The sequence below is a fragment of the Bradyrhizobium huanghuaihaiense genome (assembly GCF_025200885.1).
GTDB lineage: Bacteria > Pseudomonadota > Alphaproteobacteria > Rhizobiales > Xanthobacteraceae > Bradyrhizobium > Bradyrhizobium huanghuaihaiense.
In genome coordinates this window covers 8,101,267-8,122,743 of the sequence record NZ_CP104172.1, presented here as the reverse complement: position 1 = coordinate 8,122,743, position 21,477 = coordinate 8,101,267, and the positions used below count along the sequence as shown (strand labels likewise).

Annotated in this window: 13 protein-coding genes and 2 pseudogenes; 6 read left to right on the top strand and 9 right to left on the bottom strand. The window is 56.5% G+C overall.

From position 1 onward, the window contains the following. Positions 1-241: 241 nt before the first annotated feature. The 7 genes and pseudogenes from N2603_RS38150 to N2603_RS45040 all read right to left on the bottom strand — a co-directional run. On the bottom strand, positions 242-1,741 hold the full coding sequence (locus tag N2603_RS38150; protein ID WP_260386225.1) for a carbohydrate porin: 1,500 nt from the start codon (positions 1,739-1,741) through the stop codon (positions 242-244). Between the two features lie 894 nt (positions 1,742-2,635). Then, positions 2,636-3,445 (bottom strand): class I SAM-dependent methyltransferase, encoded by an 810-nt coding sequence (locus N2603_RS38145; RefSeq protein ID WP_260386224.1) that lies wholly within the window; start codon positions 3,443-3,445, stop codon positions 2,636-2,638. A 374-nt stretch (positions 3,446-3,819) separates the two neighbouring features. Further along, positions 3,820-4,734 (bottom strand): branched-chain-amino-acid transaminase, encoded by a 915-nt coding sequence (ilvE, locus tag N2603_RS38140; protein ID WP_260386223.1) that lies wholly within the window; start codon positions 4,732-4,734, stop codon positions 3,820-3,822. A 38-nt stretch (positions 4,735-4,772) separates the two neighbouring features. Then, on the bottom strand, positions 4,773-5,888 hold the full coding sequence (locus N2603_RS38135; RefSeq protein WP_260386222.1) for an aminotransferase-like domain-containing protein: 1,116 nt from the start codon (positions 5,886-5,888) through the stop codon (positions 4,773-4,775). 478 nt (positions 5,889-6,366) lie between these two features. After that, on the bottom strand, positions 6,367-7,155 hold the full coding sequence (locus N2603_RS38130; protein ID WP_260386221.1) for a class I SAM-dependent methyltransferase: 789 nt from the start codon (positions 7,153-7,155) through the stop codon (positions 6,367-6,369). Positions 7,156-7,270: 115 nt separating this feature from the next. Beyond that, positions 7,271-7,879: a CDP-alcohol phosphatidyltransferase family protein gene (locus N2603_RS38125; protein ID WP_260386220.1), complete on the bottom strand. Its 609-nt coding sequence runs from the start codon at positions 7,877-7,879 to the stop codon at positions 7,271-7,273. Positions 7,880-8,145: 266 nt separating this feature from the next. Next, positions 8,146-8,310 (bottom strand): annotated as a pseudogene (locus N2603_RS45040) (isocitrate lyase/phosphoenolpyruvate mutase family protein); the annotation flags it as partial. Between the two features lie 971 nt (positions 8,311-9,281). Between N2603_RS45040 and N2603_RS38110 the strand changes: the two are divergent. From N2603_RS38110 to N2603_RS38100, 3 genes and pseudogenes are all read left to right on the top strand, one after another. After that, the gene (locus N2603_RS38110) at positions 9,282-9,419 is read left to right on the top strand and encodes a hypothetical protein (protein ID WP_260386219.1); all 138 of its coding nucleotides are present in this window, start codon (positions 9,282-9,284) and stop codon (positions 9,417-9,419) included. Positions 9,420-9,906: 487 nt separating this feature from the next. Continuing rightward, positions 9,907-10,655 (top strand): annotated as a pseudogene (locus N2603_RS38105) (IS5 family transposase). Positions 10,656-10,748: 93 nt separating this feature from the next. After that, positions 10,749-11,201, top strand: a complete 453-nt coding sequence (locus tag N2603_RS38100; RefSeq protein WP_260386218.1) for a hypothetical protein — start codon at positions 10,749-10,751, stop codon at positions 11,199-11,201. Between the two features lie 306 nt (positions 11,202-11,507). Here N2603_RS38100 and N2603_RS38095 read toward each other — a convergent pair whose 3' ends face one another. Beyond that, positions 11,508-12,278, bottom strand: coding sequence for a phosphocholine cytidylyltransferase family protein (locus N2603_RS38095; RefSeq protein WP_260424355.1), 771 nt, complete (start codon positions 12,276-12,278; stop codon positions 11,508-11,510). A 309-nt stretch (positions 12,279-12,587) separates the two neighbouring features. Continuing rightward, positions 12,588-13,514, bottom strand: a complete 927-nt coding sequence (gene aepX / locus N2603_RS38090; protein WP_425248948.1) for a phosphoenolpyruvate mutase — start codon at positions 13,512-13,514, stop codon at positions 12,588-12,590. Positions 13,515-14,039: 525 nt separating this feature from the next. Between aepX and N2603_RS38085 the strand changes: the two genes are divergently transcribed. The 3 genes from N2603_RS38085 to N2603_RS38075 all read left to right on the top strand — a co-directional run bounded on the left by N2603_RS38085 (position 14,040) and on the right by N2603_RS38075 (position 20,811). After that, entirely contained in the window at positions 14,040-14,252 is a 213-nt protein-coding gene (locus N2603_RS38085) for a response regulator transcription factor (protein ID WP_260386217.1), read from the top strand. A 1,435-nt stretch (positions 14,253-15,687) separates the two neighbouring features. After that, the gene (locus tag N2603_RS38080; protein ID WP_260386216.1) at positions 15,688-17,550 is read left to right on the top strand and encodes an alpha,alpha-trehalose-phosphate synthase (UDP-forming); all 1,863 of its coding nucleotides are present in this window, start codon (positions 15,688-15,690) and stop codon (positions 17,548-17,550) included. Positions 17,551-18,696: 1,146 nt separating this feature from the next. Next, complete coding sequence (locus N2603_RS38075; RefSeq protein ID WP_260386215.1) at positions 18,697-20,811, top strand: prolyl oligopeptidase family serine peptidase; 2,115 nt, start codon at positions 18,697-18,699, stop codon at positions 20,809-20,811. Positions 20,812-21,477 lie beyond the last annotated feature (666 nt).

The following is a 21,477-nucleotide window of genomic DNA, read 5'->3' as shown; positions in this document are numbered from 1 at the left end:
TCCTCTCTGACGCAAAAGGTCGAAAATTCCCACTAACGAGCCGCTCGTTGGGGCTCTGTATGCATGGATCGGGTGTGGACCTACCCATGAAACTGCGAGGGGACGCCATTGGCGTCGCCCGCGCGTGCTTGAGTATAACTTCGGCCGCATCATATGCGTGTCGGCTCGCCTAGTGCTCCGAGGCGCTACGATCTAGCTGATCCAGTCTTGAGCGGCTTCATGTATTTGGCGAGCGACTTTGCTAGAAGAATATCGATGTAGACGCTGAGAAGTTTAGGGCATGGCCGATTTGGGGCGTGTATGTGATGCTTGTCGGGTGATCAATATATGTCAGCCCCAAGCTCGCGTAAATTCCGGGGCCAAGATGCGCAGTATATGTTCCGGAGATTGCTTTCGCGTCCCGATGAACGAGATTTCCTTTAGCCGCCGCAGCATCAACTGCAAATCCGCTCCAAACCGTGTAAAGCCGAACCTCATAATACTGGCTAACCTTGTTGAGGTCAGGCGGAGCTCCCATGACCGAAAATCCACCATAGATGCCACGAGATGCGGTATCATGGACATGGCTCTGCCAGAGTTGCCTGTCGGCAGCAACGTAATAAAGACTATTCTCGTCAGCTCTCGGTTGGGTGGGATGTGCCAAGTTCGTGTAGTGACTGTTGTTGAAGCCAACACCCGCTCGCAACCACGTCTCGGGTAAGCCGGGAGCCGCGCGGTTGCGATAACCGCTCTCATCGAGCAACAGAATGCCCGCGTTCGCTGTACTCCAGTTTAAGCCCGTTGGATTTGCAGTTATATGCGCAAACACCCCGTCTGGACTGGTAGAGCGTTGGAGTGACACCTTATTATACAGCCGATCATCGAAATGGTAGGTCAGGTTGAGAGATGGCGTCGGCGCCGGCGCGAAGTTCATCCCACCTTGATACAGCACATTTGATGAGGGTCCAAAGACGTTTGCTCCTGGATTTCCTCCGACCACGGTGCCGGCTAGTTCATATGAGTTCATGAGATACCCGACTTTGAACTCGAGCTTCCGATCAAGAAAGGTTTGGTAGTAGGCGATCGTATTGATCCCCCATCTATCTGGGCCGCCGGGCTGCCATGTCCAAGATTGCTGCTCGGTTCCGACAATGATCTGACCGTCGGGTATCCCGTATCGGCTGAGATCATAGGTCACCATCATGTAATTTAGGGTATAGAAAGTCGGATTTTGTCCGCTATAGAGTTGGTTGGCGATAGTGCTCTTGGCTGCATTGGGCAGAAGGTTGTTAACGAAAGTATTTTGCGTCCAGGCAATGTATCCGATTCCAATCTCTGCCAGCGCGGATCTTATGCCCCCTTTGTCCTGAATCAAACTATCGGCTGGCCCAGGCAAGTTGACTTCCAATCCCTTTATGCGGAGGTTTTCGAACTTTGCGAATTGGTCGGATTGGAGTGTGGTAGCTTTGGCTGCGCGGGCGCCAGGACGCGCTGTTCGTTTATTATCAGTATCAGTTCCAACTTGGACCATCTTCTTCTGAACATTTTTCTTAGCGGTCTCGCTCGGAGCGGCTGCTTTGGAATTGGGCATGTTGGTCGTCTGTGCCAGCGCCGTTCCGGCGATAGAACTAGCTGTGAGGATACATGCAACCGCTAGCTCCGCTTTGGCAATGAAGCGAAAGCGGAGCGCATGTCCTGATGTCGAGTATGGCAGTCTTGTCTGATCATTTTGTACATGGTTACTGTTCATCTTAACGCGCATAGGGTCCCTCAGACGCGGTTAGAGCCGTTGCGCGCTGTGTTTGGCATCGTGACCGCAACTGCAGGATGACAGGCATCGGATAATTCGATGTGATTGCCTGTAAGATGCGATGGCGCTTGCTATTTGCCCGCAATGCTATTGCGAGGGTGTACTCGTGCGATTGCGAGCGAAATCAATCTATAGGCGGACCATCCAATTCATCCACCGGAGGCAGTCTGAGCCGTCAAGTGGAAGACGCCCGGATCAAGAAGCTGTCCGGGACAGCTCATCGGCTTTTGGATTATTCGAAAGTGCAGTTGAAGCGTGGTGTGCTATGACCTCGGCCCACATGTGGTCCTCGTTTGATCAGGTGCATATTCGGCTGTGGTGACACTCGAGACGGCTGTCGAGCAATCGGACAACTTCCGGCTTGGTGCGGTGCCACACCGCTGCCTTGAGGCGAAAGCGTGTCCTTCCGTTTTCAGCGGGAAGGAAGGCTGTTCGGTTGCGCTGAGATGGCCCGGTCATTATCTGGGGCACTCTCAAGGACCAGCCGTTGTCAGCATGTTGGGGATGCGAAGAAGAGACCAAGTCCATGGCAAATCATAGCCGGCTTGGATGGCTCCCAGCTGGTGCTGACGGGGTGACGAACACAATCCTGAGACGCCTCCTTCTCTGCGTGCAGTCTAGGCGGCGCCGCAGACAGCCCAGGCCTATTCCAGCGCAGCAGCGCGAAACGACCCATCTCTCTAAAGATGGGCCGACGAGCATCTGCACCGATCACGCGAGCTGCTGCGGCTCCCTCAACAGTCCTGCGCGACCGGCATCGAGCCTAGATGTCAGCCAAACGTCGATCACCCAGCGACTTTCGGCAACTCGGATAAGGTGAGTAAGCGATTCCGCTCGGGTTTCTCCTCAAGGTGGGGCTCTGCTCAAGACGAGATCGGTCAGCCAGTCAACGGTGACATAACCTGACGCGTCCTGGTGCCGGTCTAAAAGGGCGTCGAGCTCCCTGGCGATAGTTGCCGCGCCAAACTTAGCTATCGCCGTCTTTATATGTCCTGATTGACAGTAGCCGCGAAACTGCTCTGCCGTGATCGTCTGGCGCCATTTGAGATTATGGCGCTCTACAGCCGCCCAATCGTGACTCGAGCGAAGTTCCGCTTCGAAATCAGCTTTCCCATAACCGCCCCAGAAATCAGAGTAGTGGTCTCGGCAAAATCCAGGGATGTAGCGCTCTTGAAGGCTGGCGAAATCATCGAGAAATGTGCTTTCCTCGTGCCGATGCTTGTTCTGTAGGAGCAGCAATGTTCCGGAAGGCTTCAGCACCCGTGCAGCCTCTTGGTAGAATATAGGCCGATCGAACCAGTTAGCTGCCGTTGCTGCCGTCACAAGTTCACATGAATGATCTGTGAGTGGGAGATTTTCAGCAAATCCGGCGAGGACGTCGAGGCCGCGAACTGTCGCGGATCGTTCCTTGGCTACGGCGGCCATATCGCAGTTTGGCTCAATACAGGTGAGGCGCTCAATGCTCGGCATTGACGCCATGAGCTGTCTGCTGAAAATCCCAGTCCCCGCGCCGATGTCTGCGGCTGACCGCAGTGGCGCAAGTGCCGAATGATAGTTGGTGAGGATATCAAAGACCACGTGAGGATACCGCGGCCTGTACTCGTCGTAGTCCAGCGCGGCGCCGTTATAGAGCTGCCATGTCACCCGTTCATTCATATCGATCCTCGAGTGGAGTATTAAATAACCAAGAGCAGCGCTTCCCCACGCGGACGGATGCCGCCAAAAGTCCAAGGGTACCTGGAGTGAGGACGAATGCGTCAGATCTGCGTTCAATCAGGCGGTCGATCCTATCAGGCAGCGCTCAAGACGCAGACTACAAATGCCAGTAGGTGAAGAGCGAGAAAGGAGGTGTGTCCCCATTCCGTTTGCGCTGTGGTGCGGATAGCGACGCTCGGGTGTGGTAGCGCGCTCTTTGCCGAGGTTAGCGACCGCAACAGCGTCTGCGGGGGAAGAGCATTGCGGCAGTTCTGGATTGAAGAACCGGAAACGAATCGACGATGATGACATCAATGACCACGTCATCAATGTCTTCAAAAGACAGGAGTTCGCCATGACTGGTGTGCGGTATTCGTTCCAGTGGCGATGGCTCGGTAGATCTCGATCAGCTGGCGTGTGATAGCTCCGGGTTGACCACTCCCTACTACTATGCGGTCGACTGAAATCACCGGAGTGATCTCGGCGCCGGTGCCGCAGTAAAACACCTCCTGCGCGACGATGAGTTCCGTCCGATCGACATCGCGCTCGACGGTGTCTACCCCGAGGTATTCACGCGCTAGCTGAATAACAGTCTGGCGTGTGATCGATTCCAGTATATCGTTGGTCGCGCTTGGCGTTACCAACTGAGCATCGCGTACGATGAAAATGCACATTGCTGGCGCCTCGGCCAGTTTTCCTCTTGAATTAAGGAGAAAAGCGATGTCGTACCCATCAAGTTTGGCCTGCATCATAGCCAATCGTGCATTATGATAGTTCGCATTGCATTTGATGCGTGCGGGCATGACGTTGTCCGGCATGCGCATCCAAGAACTGATCTGAGCAGAAGCGCCTTGAATTGATTGTCTGGTGGTTCCGCGCGGCACGGCAGTAATGGCAGTCCCTATAGGTCCTTTTGCTACCAAGTCGCCAGGCCCATCAATGAAAGCCATCATCCGAATATGCACTGTCGTGCGAAATGCATTTGAACGGCAGAGGTGAATGAGTGCCTCGATCAGCTTATCGCTGGAGATCGGCTCATCGAACCTCATTGCCTTTTGCGAGAAGGCATATCGCTCGAGGTGCTCTGCAACACGAAACAGATAGAGTTGCTGGACATTTTCGTTCCAGTAGCCGCGTATTCCTTCAAAAACACCAATGCCATACTTCGCCACCGGCGAGAATACATGTACCCTGGCGTCATCCCATGGGACAATTCGGCCGTTGAGATACGCAAATTCTGGCGCCAACATCTATCCTTACACCTATCCTGAGTTGCCGTGATCGCGAGTTAAGTCCGACTGAGGAGTAAGTCCGCCAGAACGCGCAGTCCACGTCGGAGGTCCTCGTGGGTGGTTGGAGCGATCAACGACACTCTGATATTGTGTTCGACGTTGACGCCAGATGTCGCAAACACTCGTGGATGCCGCAGGCTTACGCCATTCAATCGAGCAGCTTGGATGAATGGCTCAGCTGTCCAGGGAGATGGCAAGTCGATCCAGACGTGCAAGGAGGATTTGTTCGTGTGCATCACCCCTAGAGGCCCAAGCATCTCCTGCGCAATGTCTTGCCTGGCCGCGATCTCCTTGGATATCTGTCCGACAATCTGGCTTGCAGCACCACTTTCAATCAGGTGAGTGATAATTGCCGCGGATAACCCTGGTACAAACCAACTCGAGACGCTCGGTATTTGTCGAAGAAGATCGGCAAGGCTGTCGTTCGACGGCGCAATAAGATACGCAGTCCTCAATCCGATGCCCAAGCATTTTGAGACGCTCATCAGGTACCAGGTGAGATCGGGGGCGATCGAGGCCAGCGGAGGGGGCGCGTTCTTCGCTATAAGGCCATGTACATCATCTTCGATGATGGGAAGAGCGTACTTGCGGGCCACTCGAACGAGGCTCTGTCTGCGTTCAAGCGACATCATTGAGGTCGTCGGATTATGACCGGTCGGATTAATGTAAACGGCCGCCAGATTGTGAGCTTTGCATAATGACTCAAGAGAATCGTCACACATACCGTCTTCGTCTATGTCAACGGGCAGAACCCTAATCCGCCCCAGCATTGCGAGTTGGCCGATCGCTGCATATGTCAGCTTTTCGGCCGCAATGGCAGCTCCTTTGGCAGCTAGGAGCGAGAACAGGACCGTTAGCGTGTTCTGAGTGCCACCTGTCATCAGTAGGCGCGTAGGAGTAGGGGGCGCGCCGAGGCGGTTCCTCAACCAATAAGCAGCGGCCTGTTTGTCACGTGCACTCCCGTGGAAGCGATGGCGTTGTATTGTGCTAGCAAGATCCGGTGCGCGCGCCGCCGCAGTGAGGCTTCTTTCGACATGTTCGCGGAAAGCTGGCACTTCAGGCGCCCATGTCCGCGTCATATCAATCTGCGCCGTCGTTTCACCACCAGACATTTGGAATCTCCTCGAGCGGCCGATACGCCACTACATCAACGCTGTGGCTGTTGGCCGAATCTCCGCCGGCAAAGGATAGAAGCGAGGTCGGGAGGTGAACTTCGCATGATGTGGTTGATGGCGGAATCGGCGGTTCCGTCTCTACCACAAATACCGCGTGTCCCGGTCAGCCGCAGTTGCTCCGGGACGAGCAGCAGGGCTTTAAGACTGATCAGAGCTCTGGGAGGTAACTGGGATTGGCTCGATGATCCCGGCCAGGGCCACGCGCAGTGACCAAGCTCGTCAGCAGACGTAGAAGCCGGTGCATAGTCGTTCTGCCGCTCAGAATGGGCTATTATCGCGAGCCGCGACAGAACGCGTCCTCGATCAAGGCTGCACCTAGAGCGATTGAAACTCAGCACAATCTCCATGTGTGCGAAGCTCCGTAGGGTTAAATGTTTCCGAGTACCCGAAGAACGATTTCGTCTGCACTCCGCCCTTAGTACCGGCCGGCGTACAAGATTTCTAAGTGGCATCTTTCGATGAACGTATGAGCCGGGGACAGTCGGTGAAGTAGAGAGCGCAATCGTTCGTCGAATTCATCTCTCCTCTGGGTTAGTACGCCTGGACAGGCCTTTGATGTCGAATACATATATTGGACGAGTTTCTCGGACGTCCAAAACACCGTGTAAGGGATGTGGCTCCTTGTGATGCTCGAAAACGCCGACCGGCGCAGAACAGCTTCGTGGTCCACCCGCAATTCGCGGCGCTTATCGCCAGGTCCGGCGGGAAAATGGCCTCCCCACCAGGTGTGCACGAACTCCCAGACTCTGTTCCACCAATCATTCGGTACGCCTTCGTCGCGAACTCTTGTGATGATCGCTACCTTGCCGGATGATAGCAGGCGACGATCAAGCGTCTCCATAACGAGCGAGCGGTCCATCCAATGAAAGGCACTGGCGATCGTGGCCCCTTGGTAGCCGGTCAAGCCCGAATCCATCTCCTCGGCGGCGCTTTCGATCAGCGAAATGTTGAGCAGCCCGCGTTCGGAGGAAAGTCGGTCGGCCTCGCCCAGCATGTCGCGGTTTGGATCGACGCAGTCCACATGTCCAACGCCAGGAGCAAGCCCAAGTCCGATCTGTCCGGTACCACATCCAAGATCAAGTATCCGACTTTCACGTGTTAGAAAAAGATGCTCGCTGAGCGACCTGAACAGTTCGTGCGGATACTCCGGTTGGTAGCGAGCATAGTAAAACGCTGCTCCCTTAAAGATGCTGCTTGCTAACATCCAGCCCTCCTTTCGGCTGCTTAACACCCCAAACCGGCGTCTGACGTCTCTCGGGCACCTAAGTCTGGGACGAACTTGCGAAGGTCTAGCGATCCGTAGCGATAGCCAGGCTGGTTTAGCTGAGGCCTCGCAATCCCAGGGTCGATGAAGCGATGACGGCGAATATTGAGATTGCGACGTACATCGTCACATTCGGCGCCGCGACGCGAATCGACGCGACATGGAGTCCTGCGAGTAGGATGAAAGTGCTGAGCGTGAAGTGTGCGAAAAGATCAACTGGAACCCACGGTCGAGCCAGGAAAATGATCGCCATCACAGGAATGTCGTATGATAGTGGGAGCCCTAGAAAGCTGCCATCACGTAAGTGGCCGAAATTGTCAAAGTAGCTCAGCCTAATTGCTCCTGCTGCGAGCAGGCAGGTCGCAGTGACTAGGCCAAAAACGGAGGGCCCGCTGAGCTGGATCAGGATTACCGCGGGCAAGACGGCTCCGTAGATAATGTCGGCAAACCCGTCGAGGCTCTTTCCCATCTTGGCAAAATCTGGGTGGCGATTTTTCGTGTGAGCTGCCACTACTCCGTCGAGGTGGTCGGACAGGACCGCCCAAAGTGCTGTCGCTATCGACAGTTCAAGGCGATTGGAGAGCGCAAGAAACAGACTGACGGACGAAAAGATAAGGCCGCCAGTCGTTATGACGTTCGCCGGGTCCCAGAGGTATTTGAGCATCGAAATGTCACCCATTGCGAAGCATGCCTCGGTCTTGCACGCTCCTGAAAAGTCGCTCTGCGACTTTGCAGATCTTCAGTCGTGTCAATTTCGTACCATCTGACATGCTCGCACCGCGTCGTGGCGAGCTGAAGGCCGCGCAGTGCAATAAGGTACGAAAGAAGCTCTTCGATGTAGGCCTGAGTCGCGCCGGACCCCATGATCTGGTCTAGCGCTGGAACAATCGTCGCTTTGAGGGTCGGCGCTGAAAGTCGCAATAGGTGTTCACTCGAATCTACGAAGCGTTCAACCGCGTCGACAAGCTGGGTCCGCGACGCTTCGTTGGCGTCGCGGTAGTCCAGAGCGCAGGCAATCGATAGACCGGACGCCCAAAGACCCTTGAAGCCTGCGCACTCGGCGATCGCAGCCGAGAGGCCATCATGTTCTTCCATCAGGAAAGAGCGTTCGGCGCTGGAGCAGACCTCGCGACGCAGCGTATCAGCACGGGAAGAACTAACCTCTTGATCGCTGCCGTCGGCGAGGAGAGAATTTGATTGATCTAGCATGCGGACTCCCGGCGCGCCGGTCGGTCTGTGTTCTTTGTTCGCCGAAGTGACATTGTTCTAACGGCTCGATCAATTGCTAGCATTGGTAGGTGACACGCGAAGAAAAAGCTGGACATTTCGCTACGGATGCGGGTCGGCAGTTAAGCTGGATTGCTCGGCTAAGGTCGATCCCAGTACTGGCGTCCGGCATGGACGGGAGCGGCGGGTATGGCAAGCCTGCATTGGGCTAAGGTTGTTTTTGGCTAATGTCCGGCTCACCCCTTCGAGGATGATCTGTTTGCAAAATATGACGCTGCGGCGCTCATGAGCTAGTGCAAAACTCCAGTTCAATCTCACGCGTAACCTCGATGATGCTTTCTGGATGGCCTCCATTCTTGAGCAGCGCATATTTCATGGCATGCGCGCGGTTGACAAAAAGGAGAAGCCCCGTTGTTCAAGCGCGACCCAGTAGCCGGCCGATTCCTGCCAACAAGAACGATCCGTGTGGCGGATCCGCGCGAAGTGTATTCGAGGAGCGGAGTCATCCTGTCCCCTCGTGAAACCACGACTGAGGCTCATGTGACCAAATCCATAGCGGAGGCATGCCAAGTCGCATCTCGAACAGTCGCGTAATTGTCAGGCGACTTATACAAATGGCGTGACATCAACCTCGTTGTCGCCAGGGTCCGCACAAGCTATGGCGTTAAGCGGCAGCCGCGCACCGAGCTCGCAATGAATACACCGAATTCGACCGACCTTCTCCTACCCGTTCTGGCACAATGAGAGAGGAGCAAGAATGTCCGGCCCAAGCAGGCTACATACGATGTATTCGCAGATTGGCAATGCAGAAGACATGCGGGGTCGAGGCGGGGCATTTGATGCCCGATCATGTTCGCATGATGATGAGACGTCCGCCCTGGCCAACCGATCCCGCTGGTGCCATGCCGTTCGGCATCTACCAGCCGAAGCCGAATGGCGATAGCGCGTTGCCGCTCTGCTCGCACAGCGTCTCCTAAGGCCTTATACGCGACGTGCAGGGCGTCCGCGGTAGCATCTGCAAAGGCATCATCCTTGTCCGGATGCTGATAAAATTGCTCCGCTAAGTCTATGGCCTCTCTTGGATGCACCTCGGCTATTGCAGTACACAACGCAACAAGCGACATCAAAATCTCGCCTGGATCTCCGGCGGCTTGCGCGCATCTGTGGTAGTGGCGTGCGGCTTGCTCGATCAGCGCGGTAATCGCACCAGGCGTCGCGAGATCGAGATCGCCGTCCTGTACCGCCGGTGGATTTCTTCTTCGAGATTCTGATGGCGCTCTCGCGCGGCGATCAGTTTCTGACGGCTCCTCTTTGGAGGAAAAATATGCTGGTTGAAAATACCTACCCATTTCAGCCGCAGCAGGGTCGGTAATAGTTATATTGTCATTTAGCAATATAGCGAAATAGATCGCGCTTGCTGGTTCTGAGCGAGTTCCTTGTCCGCCAGATGCCCTATTGTGGGTCATTTTCGACGCTACCCGCAGGGAACTCGCCGACTATGAATGGGTTGCCCATCAAGCCGATGCTGCCAACAAACCGCGTGGCATTCCTCGGGCTAACGACCGACTTGTCCTCAACGATATCTTCTGGGTCTTGCGATCTGGAGCATCTTGGCGTGATCTGCCGGCGGCGTTTGGCCCATACACCACTTGCTACAACCGGTTCGTCCGCCGGCGGCGGGCTGTGTTTGGGGGCCGCATCATACACGCACTTGCCGCTGCCCACGATGCCGCTGTCCAGATGATCGACACCTCGATTGTCCGCGTGCATCAGCATGGAGCCTGCATCACAACGAACCAGCCAATCGATGGGAAGATCACGCGGCGGCTTGACCAGCAGGATTCATGCGGCGGTCGATAGCAATGGTTTGCCGGTACGGCTGGCGCTGAGCCCCGGCGAGGTACACGACATTCGACTTGCCGGGAAACTGCTGTCTCCTCTGAAATCCGGGTCAATGCTGCTTGCCGACCCTCGCCATGACGCCGATTGGATGAGAGCGCTTGCCATGAAGAAGGGCGCGTGGGCCAACATCCCGCCGAAAAGGCAATCGCAGCGATCCGATCTGCTTCAGCCCGTATCTCTACCGCGCTCGCAACCTGGTCGAGCGGTTCTTCAACAGGATCAAACAATGCCGTCGGGTGGCAACGCGCTACGACAAACTGGCAGCGAATTATCTCGCTTTCGTTCAGCTTGCCTCGATCAGGCTATCTTAGGCCGGGATGTACCAGTATTTACAGACGATCGGGGGTTGCAATCGGGTGCGGTTGGATTAGGCTCGAGATATCGGGCATCGCCGGAGACGTGAGATGTCAAATGGCCAGCAGGAAACAAAACCTGACTACAAGCAAGCGCTCGATCTTGCGCGATATGAACTCGATTATCGCCGCAAGAAGCAATGGGATATTTTTTCCTGGTCAGTCACCATCCTGGTGTCCGTTATGGGCGGCATCATCGTCCTGATTTCGAAGGAGAACATGATACCGGATCCCGCATCGCGCAGGGCCATGGCGCTTGCACTGGGCTTCCTCACAATTTATGCCGGTTTCTGGATTTGGGAAAACATCCAGGCGGAAGACCATGCGGATGGAAAAATCAGAATGTTGCACAAGGCCGCAAACCTGCCGGACGATCTGCTCAGAAAATCCACCGCATTCGCCCTCGGCTATGTGCCGATCGTGTTATTGATCGGTGCGGCGGCGGTAGGCGCGGTCCTGCTGGTCAATACCCCGGTCGCGTTTGGCATCGCACAACCAGGCTAAGAAGGTTAGCTGCCCGGTATGATTTGCCGCGTTAGTGGGGGACGGAGACCTGGCGCGGAGTCAGGCTGGCGGGACCTTCCGAGAACAAACGCCGAGGCTTTTCCTGCCATGGACGCCGGCAGGCGAGACATAAGGACAAGCGCCGACTATGATCCGTTTCAATTCAGGACCGGTGACCGTCGGTAAGATGTCACCATACTTGTTGGTACGATGGTCATGGTGGTGTCAGGTGACATGCAAGATCGCAACCGTCAGATGCCGAAGCGACGCCGCTCCGGTGAGAGCTTCGCGGACTGCGCGGTTGGATCAAACGTCGGCTTTTGCGAAGATGCGCTCGGCGGTACGCAGATCTTCCGCGTCGTCGATTTCGTACCACCTGAGATCATCGCATCTCACCGCAGCAAGCAGCAGGCCTTGTGTTTCCACGAGAAAGGAAAGTAGCTCCTCGGTGTAGGCTTGGATAGCTCCGGCCTTGATCATATCGTCTAGGGCCGGAATAACCTCTGTCCGCAGAGTAGACGCGGACAGCCGTAACAGATTCATCGTCTTGTAAAGAGGCGGGTCACCCGCGATGAGATTTCTCGCTGTTTGCTTCAAACGAAACCCTGAAATGAAGCCAAGATCGGACAACAGCACCGCGGATCCCTGCATCAGCTTGTGGAAGGGAGCGACAGCAGCCGCGTCGGGCGCTTCACTGACGAGCAGCTGCCGCAATACATCTTCCTCGAAAAAGACGTCGCCCTCAAGAAGGAAGCAGTCTCCGGAAAGCAGTGCGGCACGCGCCAGCCATAGCGAATAGGCGCTGCCAGTACGATCGTAAACGGAGGATTCGACATATTTGACGTCAACCCTGCCAAAGCGGCCACCGCAGCTATCTTTGATCGCCTCTTTGCGATATCCGACAACAATCGTCACCTGTTCGACGCCGACACGGTCAAGGTTATGTAGCGCGTTGTGCAGGATGGGAGTGCCGTTAACTTGCACAAGGGATTTCGGGGTTAGATCCGTTAGCGGCCGCAGACGAGAGCCAACGCCAGCGGCAAGAATGAGAGCATTCTTGGGAGCATTCACTGGCATTTCATTCGCTTTCTTTAATCCCCGCCGTAACTGCGTGGGCATCGCGAGCGTCCTGTTCTGCCGTTCGGCACCGTAGACCTGTCTAGATCGTCTCGGAGATCGAAAGGGGTAGGTCGTCACCCAAGTGCATCATCCGCTGTGTGGATTGCATACACCTGGCGAGGGGAAGCTGTTTAGTGCTGTGCAAAGGTTTTCCGGCATTATGGGTCGACTGCCTGTTGTTTGACACTTCAAGTGAGACCACGAGAGGGGCACATCGGAGGACTTTCGAGGAAGGGGGCGTTATGTGATAAACCCTCTCAGCATGGACTACCGAGGCTGCAGATATCGCTTTTCGGCCGCGGCAAGCTCGTCATACCTCAAAAGCTCGAATATCTCGCTGAGCGGGGCGATATGGGATTCAATGCCCGTAACGTCCTCTTGAGCTGCGATACTATCGCAGACGCGCCGCATTGCAGCTGCCGCAGCTCGCAAGGAGTGATTGGCCCAGACGACCGTGGAGATCCCCGCATCGCGAAAGGTTGACACTGGCGTTCGATAGTAGGTCGTCGGAACAATCACAACGGGCAGCCGGTTCCGCCACTCGCTGACAAACGATAGCATCTCGTACGCGGTACTTTTTCGCGAGTGAATCAAGATTGCATCGGCACCTGCGTCGGCATAGGCATGAGCACGCAAGATGGCTTCATTCAATCCATGTCCAGCGATCAGCGCTTCGATCCTAGCCACGAGAACAAGGTGTTCAGCGACGGTATCCTTCACGGCCCGTAGGCGACCGGAGAATTCCTCGATATCAGCGAGCGGATGCCGCTCACCAATGAGCGAGTTCAGCTTCGGGAAGCAACTGTCCTCAAGCGAGACGCCCGCCGCGCCAGCCTGATGAAGTTTCCGTGCGACAAGCCGCGCATTGTTGAAATTGCCGAAGCCGCCGTCACCGTCAACGAGCACAGGTAGCTCGGTTGAGTCTACTATGCGTTCGACGCTCTGGACGAGCTGGGTCCATGAAGCTTCATTGGCATCGCGATAGCCGAGCGAACTGGCAATCGACAGACCAGAGGCCCAGAGCCCCTTGAATCCTGAGCGCTGGGCGATCGTCGCAGACAAGCCATCATGTGCTTCCATCAGAAACGATAGATCATCATTCGAGCACACCTGGGCGCGAAGCACTTCGACAGGCGACGGACGAGTGCATTGATGACCTGCGTTAGGCCGCACGGATTGTGGCTGATACTGCATACAGAAATCCTGAAGCCCGAGCTTCGATTGGTGCAAACTTCACTGTTCATATTGTTTTGTCGTGATGTCGATCAATGACCAGCGTTGGTAGTTTATTGGGGCGTAAAAGCTTGCATGATCGCCATAGGATTGGCGCCGAACGCTAGCCTGTCGTTATGGTCGATTAGCGTCGAGCCGACACGCTGGAAAGGAAAGCTTTAGTGCAAGTGAAAGATCTGGGCGCGCGAGCCGCCTGCTACGGCCCTTCACAGAGCATTCAGCCCTGGCGGGAAGAGCGCCTGGTCAAAGGGTGATATCCAGCTCACACAGATGTGGAAATATCGACTGCTACCGATTGTCGTAAATGCTACTATTGCGTTGCGGCATATGTCGCAAGCCCGTCGAGAGGGCTGCAGTTCGATGGCCGTCTCCCGAGAACGGACCGGCAATCGAAGAACTTGTCCTGCCGCGAGAGTTTGCGGGTGCCACTGAGTGGCATGGCACTTGCTGATCTCGTTCTTGTCCTCTCGGCTCCAGGAGAAATTCATGGCGGATGGGCAAGAAGTTGTGCTGTCGAAGCGGGAAAGACAGTGTTTGCGATGGGCGGAGAAGGGGAAGTCATGCTGGGCCATCGCAGTCATCCTGTGCGTGAGCGAAAACACCGTCAACTTTCATATCAAGAATGCGATGCGAAAGCTGGAAACGACCAGCCGGACCGAGTGCGTCGTCAAGGCGCGGCGTCTGGGTCTTCTTAAGTAACGGCCGCAGTTCCGTTGCCACTGAAGAGGGCGTGCTTCTATTTCGTCGCCGATTGTGACGCGGCGCCGTGGACCACTAGGCGAGGTGAGATCACCGGCGCATAACGCTCTTGAAAGCTCGACGGCCGTCGGATCCCTGTATTAACGTTGTGGTCGGTCCGTCCCCCCTGGCGGGGACGTGGCGGCCGTATGCGTGTCGCAAGCTGAAGAGAGGTGATCGTACCGGCTTAGGTACTGAAGTCGTGCTGATCGGAACAGCGGGGGTAGGCGGACTAGCCCGTACACGAAGACGGCAGTGATGGTTCGTAAACGCAGTTCGAAAGCGTGCTGCTGGTCGACGTTCCACCACACACTCTGCGCGCTCAACCAAGTGCGGGCGATCCTAACAAGCGTAGCTAGCTGAATGAATTACCCGTTCGCGGACCGGTAATGCGAAGGCTGCGTTTCTCGATGATCTAGGGGATTTGGGTCATAAGCTGGATATGTTTGCGGCGTGGCCGCGATCCTGTGTTTCCGGAATGGCAGGCGACCCGAAGTCGATTTTACTGAGTTGGACCACGACCAGAGGGCGTCATCGATGATTTCTAAAGGAGAATTCGAGGCGCGCGACGTGACCACAAATCGGTGCGCAATGTGCAGCCCATATGCATTCTGCGCAGGTGGGTGCGACTCGCAAGGAGCCATTAATCACGCACGCCCTCCGCTAAACTGGTCAACATTCGAGCTACAATTTCGTTCGTTGTCGCATAGTGGGGAGCCGGCCGCATTCTTTGTGCCGCCGGCAGAAAACAAGCCGACCACATCGGAGGTATCTTCCTCACGGTATGAAGGGGCATGTCATGGAAGCGGATCGTATCGTCGCACCGGGCCACAACCTGATAGAGCCAAGGTCGTGGGCCGATGCAGCTTGAAAGAAGCTTCTCTGCAGGCTTTTACCTCGCATTCGGATGCGCGCTGATATGCCACGGAGGACCACCCCAGGAGCCATATGATGGCCGTCTATATCGTGCCGTCAGGATGCCGCAGCGCGGCCGATGTTCGCGAGCCGATCTGCGACATCCAAAGGATTGACCTACTCCATAGACCTCGTCAATGCGCGCTCGCGCCGTTCAAAGGGAGCCGATCAGGACGGTGACCTCGCCAGAGCGCCCGAATCTTCATAGCGTCGAGACCGATTGTGCGTCGCCGGCTACGACGGCAACGCTCTGCTTGCACTCATTAAATCGACAAGCCGACCGTCGTCTTGCCTTAGGCCGACAAATTCTCGCCTCATCCCCACGACCACCTTGAAGTCCTGGTTGGATGCGTAATCCGACCATTTTGCTCGACTGGTCAGCTTCCGGAAAGCTGGACCTGTCATCGTGGCGTAATGGAGATATCTCGGGGCCGATCTGCGATCTGCATCGAACTTAAACATCGCTAAAGGGAGTTGCGAGATGGTTCGAATCCATGACACCCTCGACAGCGCAACGTTGGATTCCAGCAGCACATCAGGCGCGACCCAGCGAGATGAAACCTTAGGCCAAGCGGCCTTTGCCCTGCATCTCGATGAGATACCGTTGGAGCAGGAGCAAGAAGGAGGTGCAGGTCCTTCCCATGCTGTTGCCTCCGCCGACGTGGAACATCGCTCGGTAAACCAGCAACCCGACATGAAGCTGGTCGTCATTTCGAACCGCGGCGCGCCATTCGACCCCAATAAACCCCAGACCGGCGGACTTGCCGCAGCCCTCGAGCCGGTCGTCGAACGTTCCGGCGCGGTCTGGATGTTCTCCTCGGAGAACCGCGGCGACGGGACTGAGCGGCCCCTGCCACTCGTGAAGGCTGGCGAAGGCCATGTGGCCGAACTCGATCTGCCGGCCGCGCACTATCGCGGCTACTATCGAGATTATTCGAATTCAACCTTGTGGCCGGTATTACACTCCCTGTCCGACCGGATGTCGCGCGCGGAAGAGGGATACGACAGCTATCGGCAGATGAACAACTTCATCGCGCGTGCGGCGTTCGACTTGCGGGATCGGGACGCATTCTGGGTGCATGATTATCATTTGTTCCCGCTCGGGGGCGATCTGCATAACCTCGGCATCGAGCGGCCGACCGGCTTCTTTCTGCACACGCCATGGCCGACGCCCGACATGATAGAGCGCGTACCCAATTATCGCGAACTGATGAAGTCGATGCTGGAATACGATCTGCTCGGCTTCCAGACAAACCGGGATCTGAACAATTTCTTGGTCTCCTTGCGAACCTATTTCGGGCTGGAGAGCAAGGATGGCGTCGTGACCACGGAGCGTGGCCAGACGCGACTTCAAAAATTCCCAATCGGTATCGATCCCAGGCAATTTGCAGAGTATCTTGCGGCGGAGCTCTCGCCCGCAGAGCAAGAAAAAATCTCGTCATTATTGCAAAGCTTCGAGGGCGCCAAGTTCGCAATCGGCGTGGACCGGCTCGACTACACGAAAGGCATCGACAAACGCGTCGAAGCGTTTAACCAGCTCTTGGCGGCCGAGTCGGGCAGCATCTCGCTGTTGCAGATCGCGCCGTCCTCACGCGCCGACGTCGACGAGTATCGAACGTACAAGGAGGACGTGGAGAATGCGATCAACCATGTCAATGCCGAGCATGGCACAGAGGAGTGGAGGCCGATCCACTACACGAATGACCCGTTCAGCCAGGCTGCACTCGCGCGTCTTTACCGCGCGGCACATGTAGGTGTCGTCACGCCGCTGCGGGACGGCATGAATCTGGTAGCGAGAGAATATGTTGCTGCCCAAGATCCGAAGGATCCCGGCGTTCTGGTATTATCGAAGTTTGCTGGGGCGGCTGAAGACTTCAACGAGGACGAGGCCCTGCTGGTAGATCCAAACCATCCCGAAGAAATTGCGGACGCTATTTCGAAAGCGGTCAATATGCCGCTTGACGAGCGTGTGAAACGCTGGCGGTCGATGATGGATAAAATTGAATCCTATACGATCCACGACTGGTCGGCGGACTACCTCCGGGAGCTGGACAAGAGCCGCATCACCATTCCGGCCGATCAGTTCCACCATCTCGGTCTCGGCTGGACCAACGAGGCTCAAATGCCCCTGTATCAAAACTATGCCGCGGCGCTGACCGCCTATAACGAGATCGATCCCGCTGATGCCGCTTTGAGGCAGGCTGCCTATGAAGACGTGAAGTTGGCCTTTGAGGCGTTGGCGGCCCCACTGAAGCATACACAGGACAGATTCTGGGATCTGCCGGGGCCGACAGCTTCACGCGATGGTCATCGCGGACAAGAGCTCGGTGCCCGCGAGGACTGACCGCGAAACGCATAGCACGGCGGATGACACGCTTCTATAGCAGGATGGAGGAGCAATCCAGGCTTTGGCGCTGACGCGGTTCTTGCCGGCGGCGCAGGGCCGCATGAAATCACGACATCATGCGAGTGGTCCATGATTAGAAGGGGGCGATACAGTCAACTCAGGTTCTATCTCTAAACGACGCTGATGAGAGTGGTGGCGGCGCCAGTCGGCGCGCTGCTGCCTGTTGATCGCTCCGCCCCGGAAATCGGCGCTTAACTGCGCCGCAACAGCACCGTTACGAAACAGTTCGCAGTAGGGGTTGCACTAGCCTTGAACCAGCCCGGATGATCCGGCAGCCGCGGGCATTCTCGATCGAAAATCTCGCCCTTGATCTTCTTTGTGCGATAGGACTTCGATGAGGACCACGGCTCGTGCGTGGGTCTCCGCCGGGTGGATCAGGATCGTTTAAGCTGGACCGTAGCCCCTCAATTGCGGCTGATGCCCAGCTTCATTTCGCCGTTTTGTGCCGAAGAACCTGATCTGGTGCTTGTACCTGTTGTTGATTGTTGGCTCAATCTCAAGACGTGTTGCAACGTAGGCTGTTTCTAGGGCGCTTTTACTCGCAATCCTCTCGGCAATCAGTCAACGAACCGAGCTATCGGCGTGACTAGTGGATTTCGCGAGGAAAAAGCTCGTCCAAATGGGCAACGCTTGCAGTCAACGAGTCGGAGGTCGCCATGCATACCACCTTTGCCGACGTCGACCTGGCTGCTGATCAATGCGCAGCTCTTCGTGGGGATGATGCCTGTCGACAAGTCTGTCCGGTGGCGCCAGCGAGAAGGAACAAGCTCATATGCGGAGGAAAGCAGCATCGCTGCGTCCCGGGTTTTTGCCACTGAAGACTAAAATGAAAGGCGCTGTCTGGCAGGTGGTTCGCCGACACGCTGTGATGTCCGCTTGGCAACCAATGTCGGCAACCGAACAGGGTCGTGCAGCTCCGAACGGCTGAAACTTGCGACTCTTTAGCCGGCACGCAGCTTGCAGTGAACGGCCCGCCACATAGCCCAGCCGCGCTATGTCATGCGTTTGCGTGCTTTCCGCCGCTTTTGCTTGACGCGCCGCGGCCTGCGAGCGTGGCCTCTCGACCTTAGCCGGAGCGAATCCATGAAGACATCACTCCTCTCCGCCACGTTGCTTTCGATTGCCTGCTTCGCCTCCACGGCGCTGCGAACGGATGCGGCGGTGACTGATGACCCATTCCTTTGGCTCGAGGAGATCGAAGGGCCAGACGCCGTGGCTTGGACTCGCGCCGAGAACGAGAAGACGCTCGGGGTGCTTCAGTCAGATCCTCGCTATGGGCACTTCTACGGACAGGCGCTCTCCATCCTGCAGGCCAAGGATCGGATCGCATATGTTTCATTGAAACGGCGCGGCTTGGAGAATTTCTGGCAAGACGAGAACCAGGTGCGCGGCGTCTGGCGGCGCACCACGCTCGAGAGCTATCGTAGCAAAGACCCACAATGGCAAACCATTCTCGACGTGGACGCCTTGGCGGTCGCCGAGAACAGGAATTGGATCTTTCATGGTAGCAGATGCCTTCCGCCTGAAGAGCGCCTCTGCCTAATTAGTCTTTCCGATGGCGGCAAGGATGCCGCGACCATACGAGAGTTCGACTGCGACACCAAGACCTTCGTTGCGGGTGGCTTCTATCTCCCTGAGGGCAAGCAGCACGTCAGCTGGGTCGATCGTGACACACTCCTTGTTGCACGAGGCTGGGGCGAGGGGACTTTGACGCAAGCCGGCTACCCCTTTGTGGTGAAGGAGCTCAAACGCGCTCAGCCGCTCAGTGAGGCTCGCGAGATCTTTCGTGGCGAGCCCACCGATGTTAGGGCGTCCCCCTTCGTGCTTCGTGACAGCGACGGCAATATTCATGCGACCGGCGCGATCCGCGCAATCAGCTCTTTCGAGTCCGAGTATGTGGTCTTGCGCCCCGATGGGCCCGTCAAGCTCAATCTGCCGAAGAAGGCCGCAATGGTCGGTGTAGTGGGTGGTCGCCTGCTTGTAAGGCTTGATGAAGATTGGAGGCCGCGAGGCGATATCAGCTTCGCCGCCGGATCGCTGATTTCGTATGATCTGGCCGAATGGAAACAGGATCCGCTGCGCGCCAAAGCTTCGCTCGTCTTCCAACCTGGGCCCCGCCAAGCCCTGAGCGGGTTAGGCGCCACAAAGAATTTGTTGATCATGACGATCCTTGAGAACGTTCAGAGCAAAGCGTTCGCTTATAAGTACGATCAGGGAGCTTGGTCGGCGACGCCGATCCCGTTGCCGGAACATGCAAATATCAGCCTATCGGCCAGCTCCGATGAAGCGGACCAGGCGATGTTCGCGGTCTCGAGCTATCTCAGACCAACCTCACTCTGGTATTTTGATGGCGAAAGCAAAAGGCTTGAGGAATTGAAGAAGACACCGTCTGCCTTCGATGCGTCCAACCATATCGTGGAGCAGCTCGAAGCCACTTCGCGTGATGGCACGTCAATTCCCCATTTTCTGGTGCGGCCCAAGAACGCAAGGTTTGATGGCACGCTCCCGACGCTTCTCTATGGCTATGGCGGTTTCCAGGTTTCGCTTCTGCCCTCGTATCTGGGACCGGAGGGCCGGCTATGGCTCGAACAGGGCAATGCCTATGTCGTTGCGAACCTGCGCGGGGGCGGCGAGTTCGGCCCACAATGGCATCAAGCCGCCCAGGGGGCAACGAAGCAGACCACATGGGATGATTTCATTGCCGTCGCCGAGGACCTGATCCGCCGCAAGATCACGAGTCCACTCCGGCTAGGAGTCATTGGCGGCAGCCAGGGCGGCCTGCTCGTTGGCGCCGCAATCACCCAACGTCCCGAGCTCTTCAACGCGGCGATCATCCAGGTGCCTCTGTTTGACATGCTTCGATACACCAAACTGGGCGCGGGCGCCTCCTGGATCGGCGAGTACGGTGACCCCGCCATTGCCGAGCAGCGTGCCTGGATCGAAGGCTACTCGCCTTACCAGAAGCTGGTGGCGGGCAAGACCTATCCTGTTCCCTTAATTCTTACCTCCACCAAAGACGACCGCGTGCATCCAGCGCACGGCCGCAAGGCTGCCGCGAAGCTCGCCGCGCTCCGTCAGCCTTACTTCTATTACGAGAACATCGACGGGGGGCACAGCGCCGCCGCTAACCTCAGGGAATATGCGCGTCAACTGGCCCTTGAATACACCTATGCATCGAGGCGCCTTTGTTCTGAGTAAGATTCGGTCAACGGACTGATCGAAGCAGATAAAATGCAGACCATTGGTTATCTCAACGCCTTCACGGTGCTCAGCTGAATTCGTCGAGCCCAAGGCGAGAGGCTGAAGAGCCGCCGGCGGCGCGACGAAGTTCGTCAGATGCGCAAGGTACCGGTTTGAACAGGATCCACCGTTGCCGAGCGGGTTTTCCGGCTTCCGAGCGGATCACTTGCCAAATGCGCTTCCTTCAGGATTGTATCGGCAGACCCTGTTCGTTCGACAAGGCGCGACGTGCGGTTGACATCCGAAGACGAACAGTCAAAGCACAGCACTGCCGGCGTCTTCGTGCTTGAGAAAGCATGTCAGGTAGCTTCAATGCAGCCATGCGCGCATTGATAATCCTGCTCGACGCTGCACAAAGGAGTTCACGACCGTCCTGTTATTCAACGTCGAAAGCACCCGCCGGCTCTGGATGAACGCGGCATGTTCGAAGCTCCGCACGTCTTTAAGCCGGTCGCGCGCGACGAGTGAAGCGAAGGTCAAAACGTCATCTGAGCTGAAGCCTTGAGGCGAAGTGTCGTCGACGTCAGGACGCTCTTGTCGCTTGCACAATACGGCCGCAGCTAGACCACGCGATAAAAACGAGCACGTAACCAGGGCAGCGACTCGTCTCTTGCCGACCCTCTT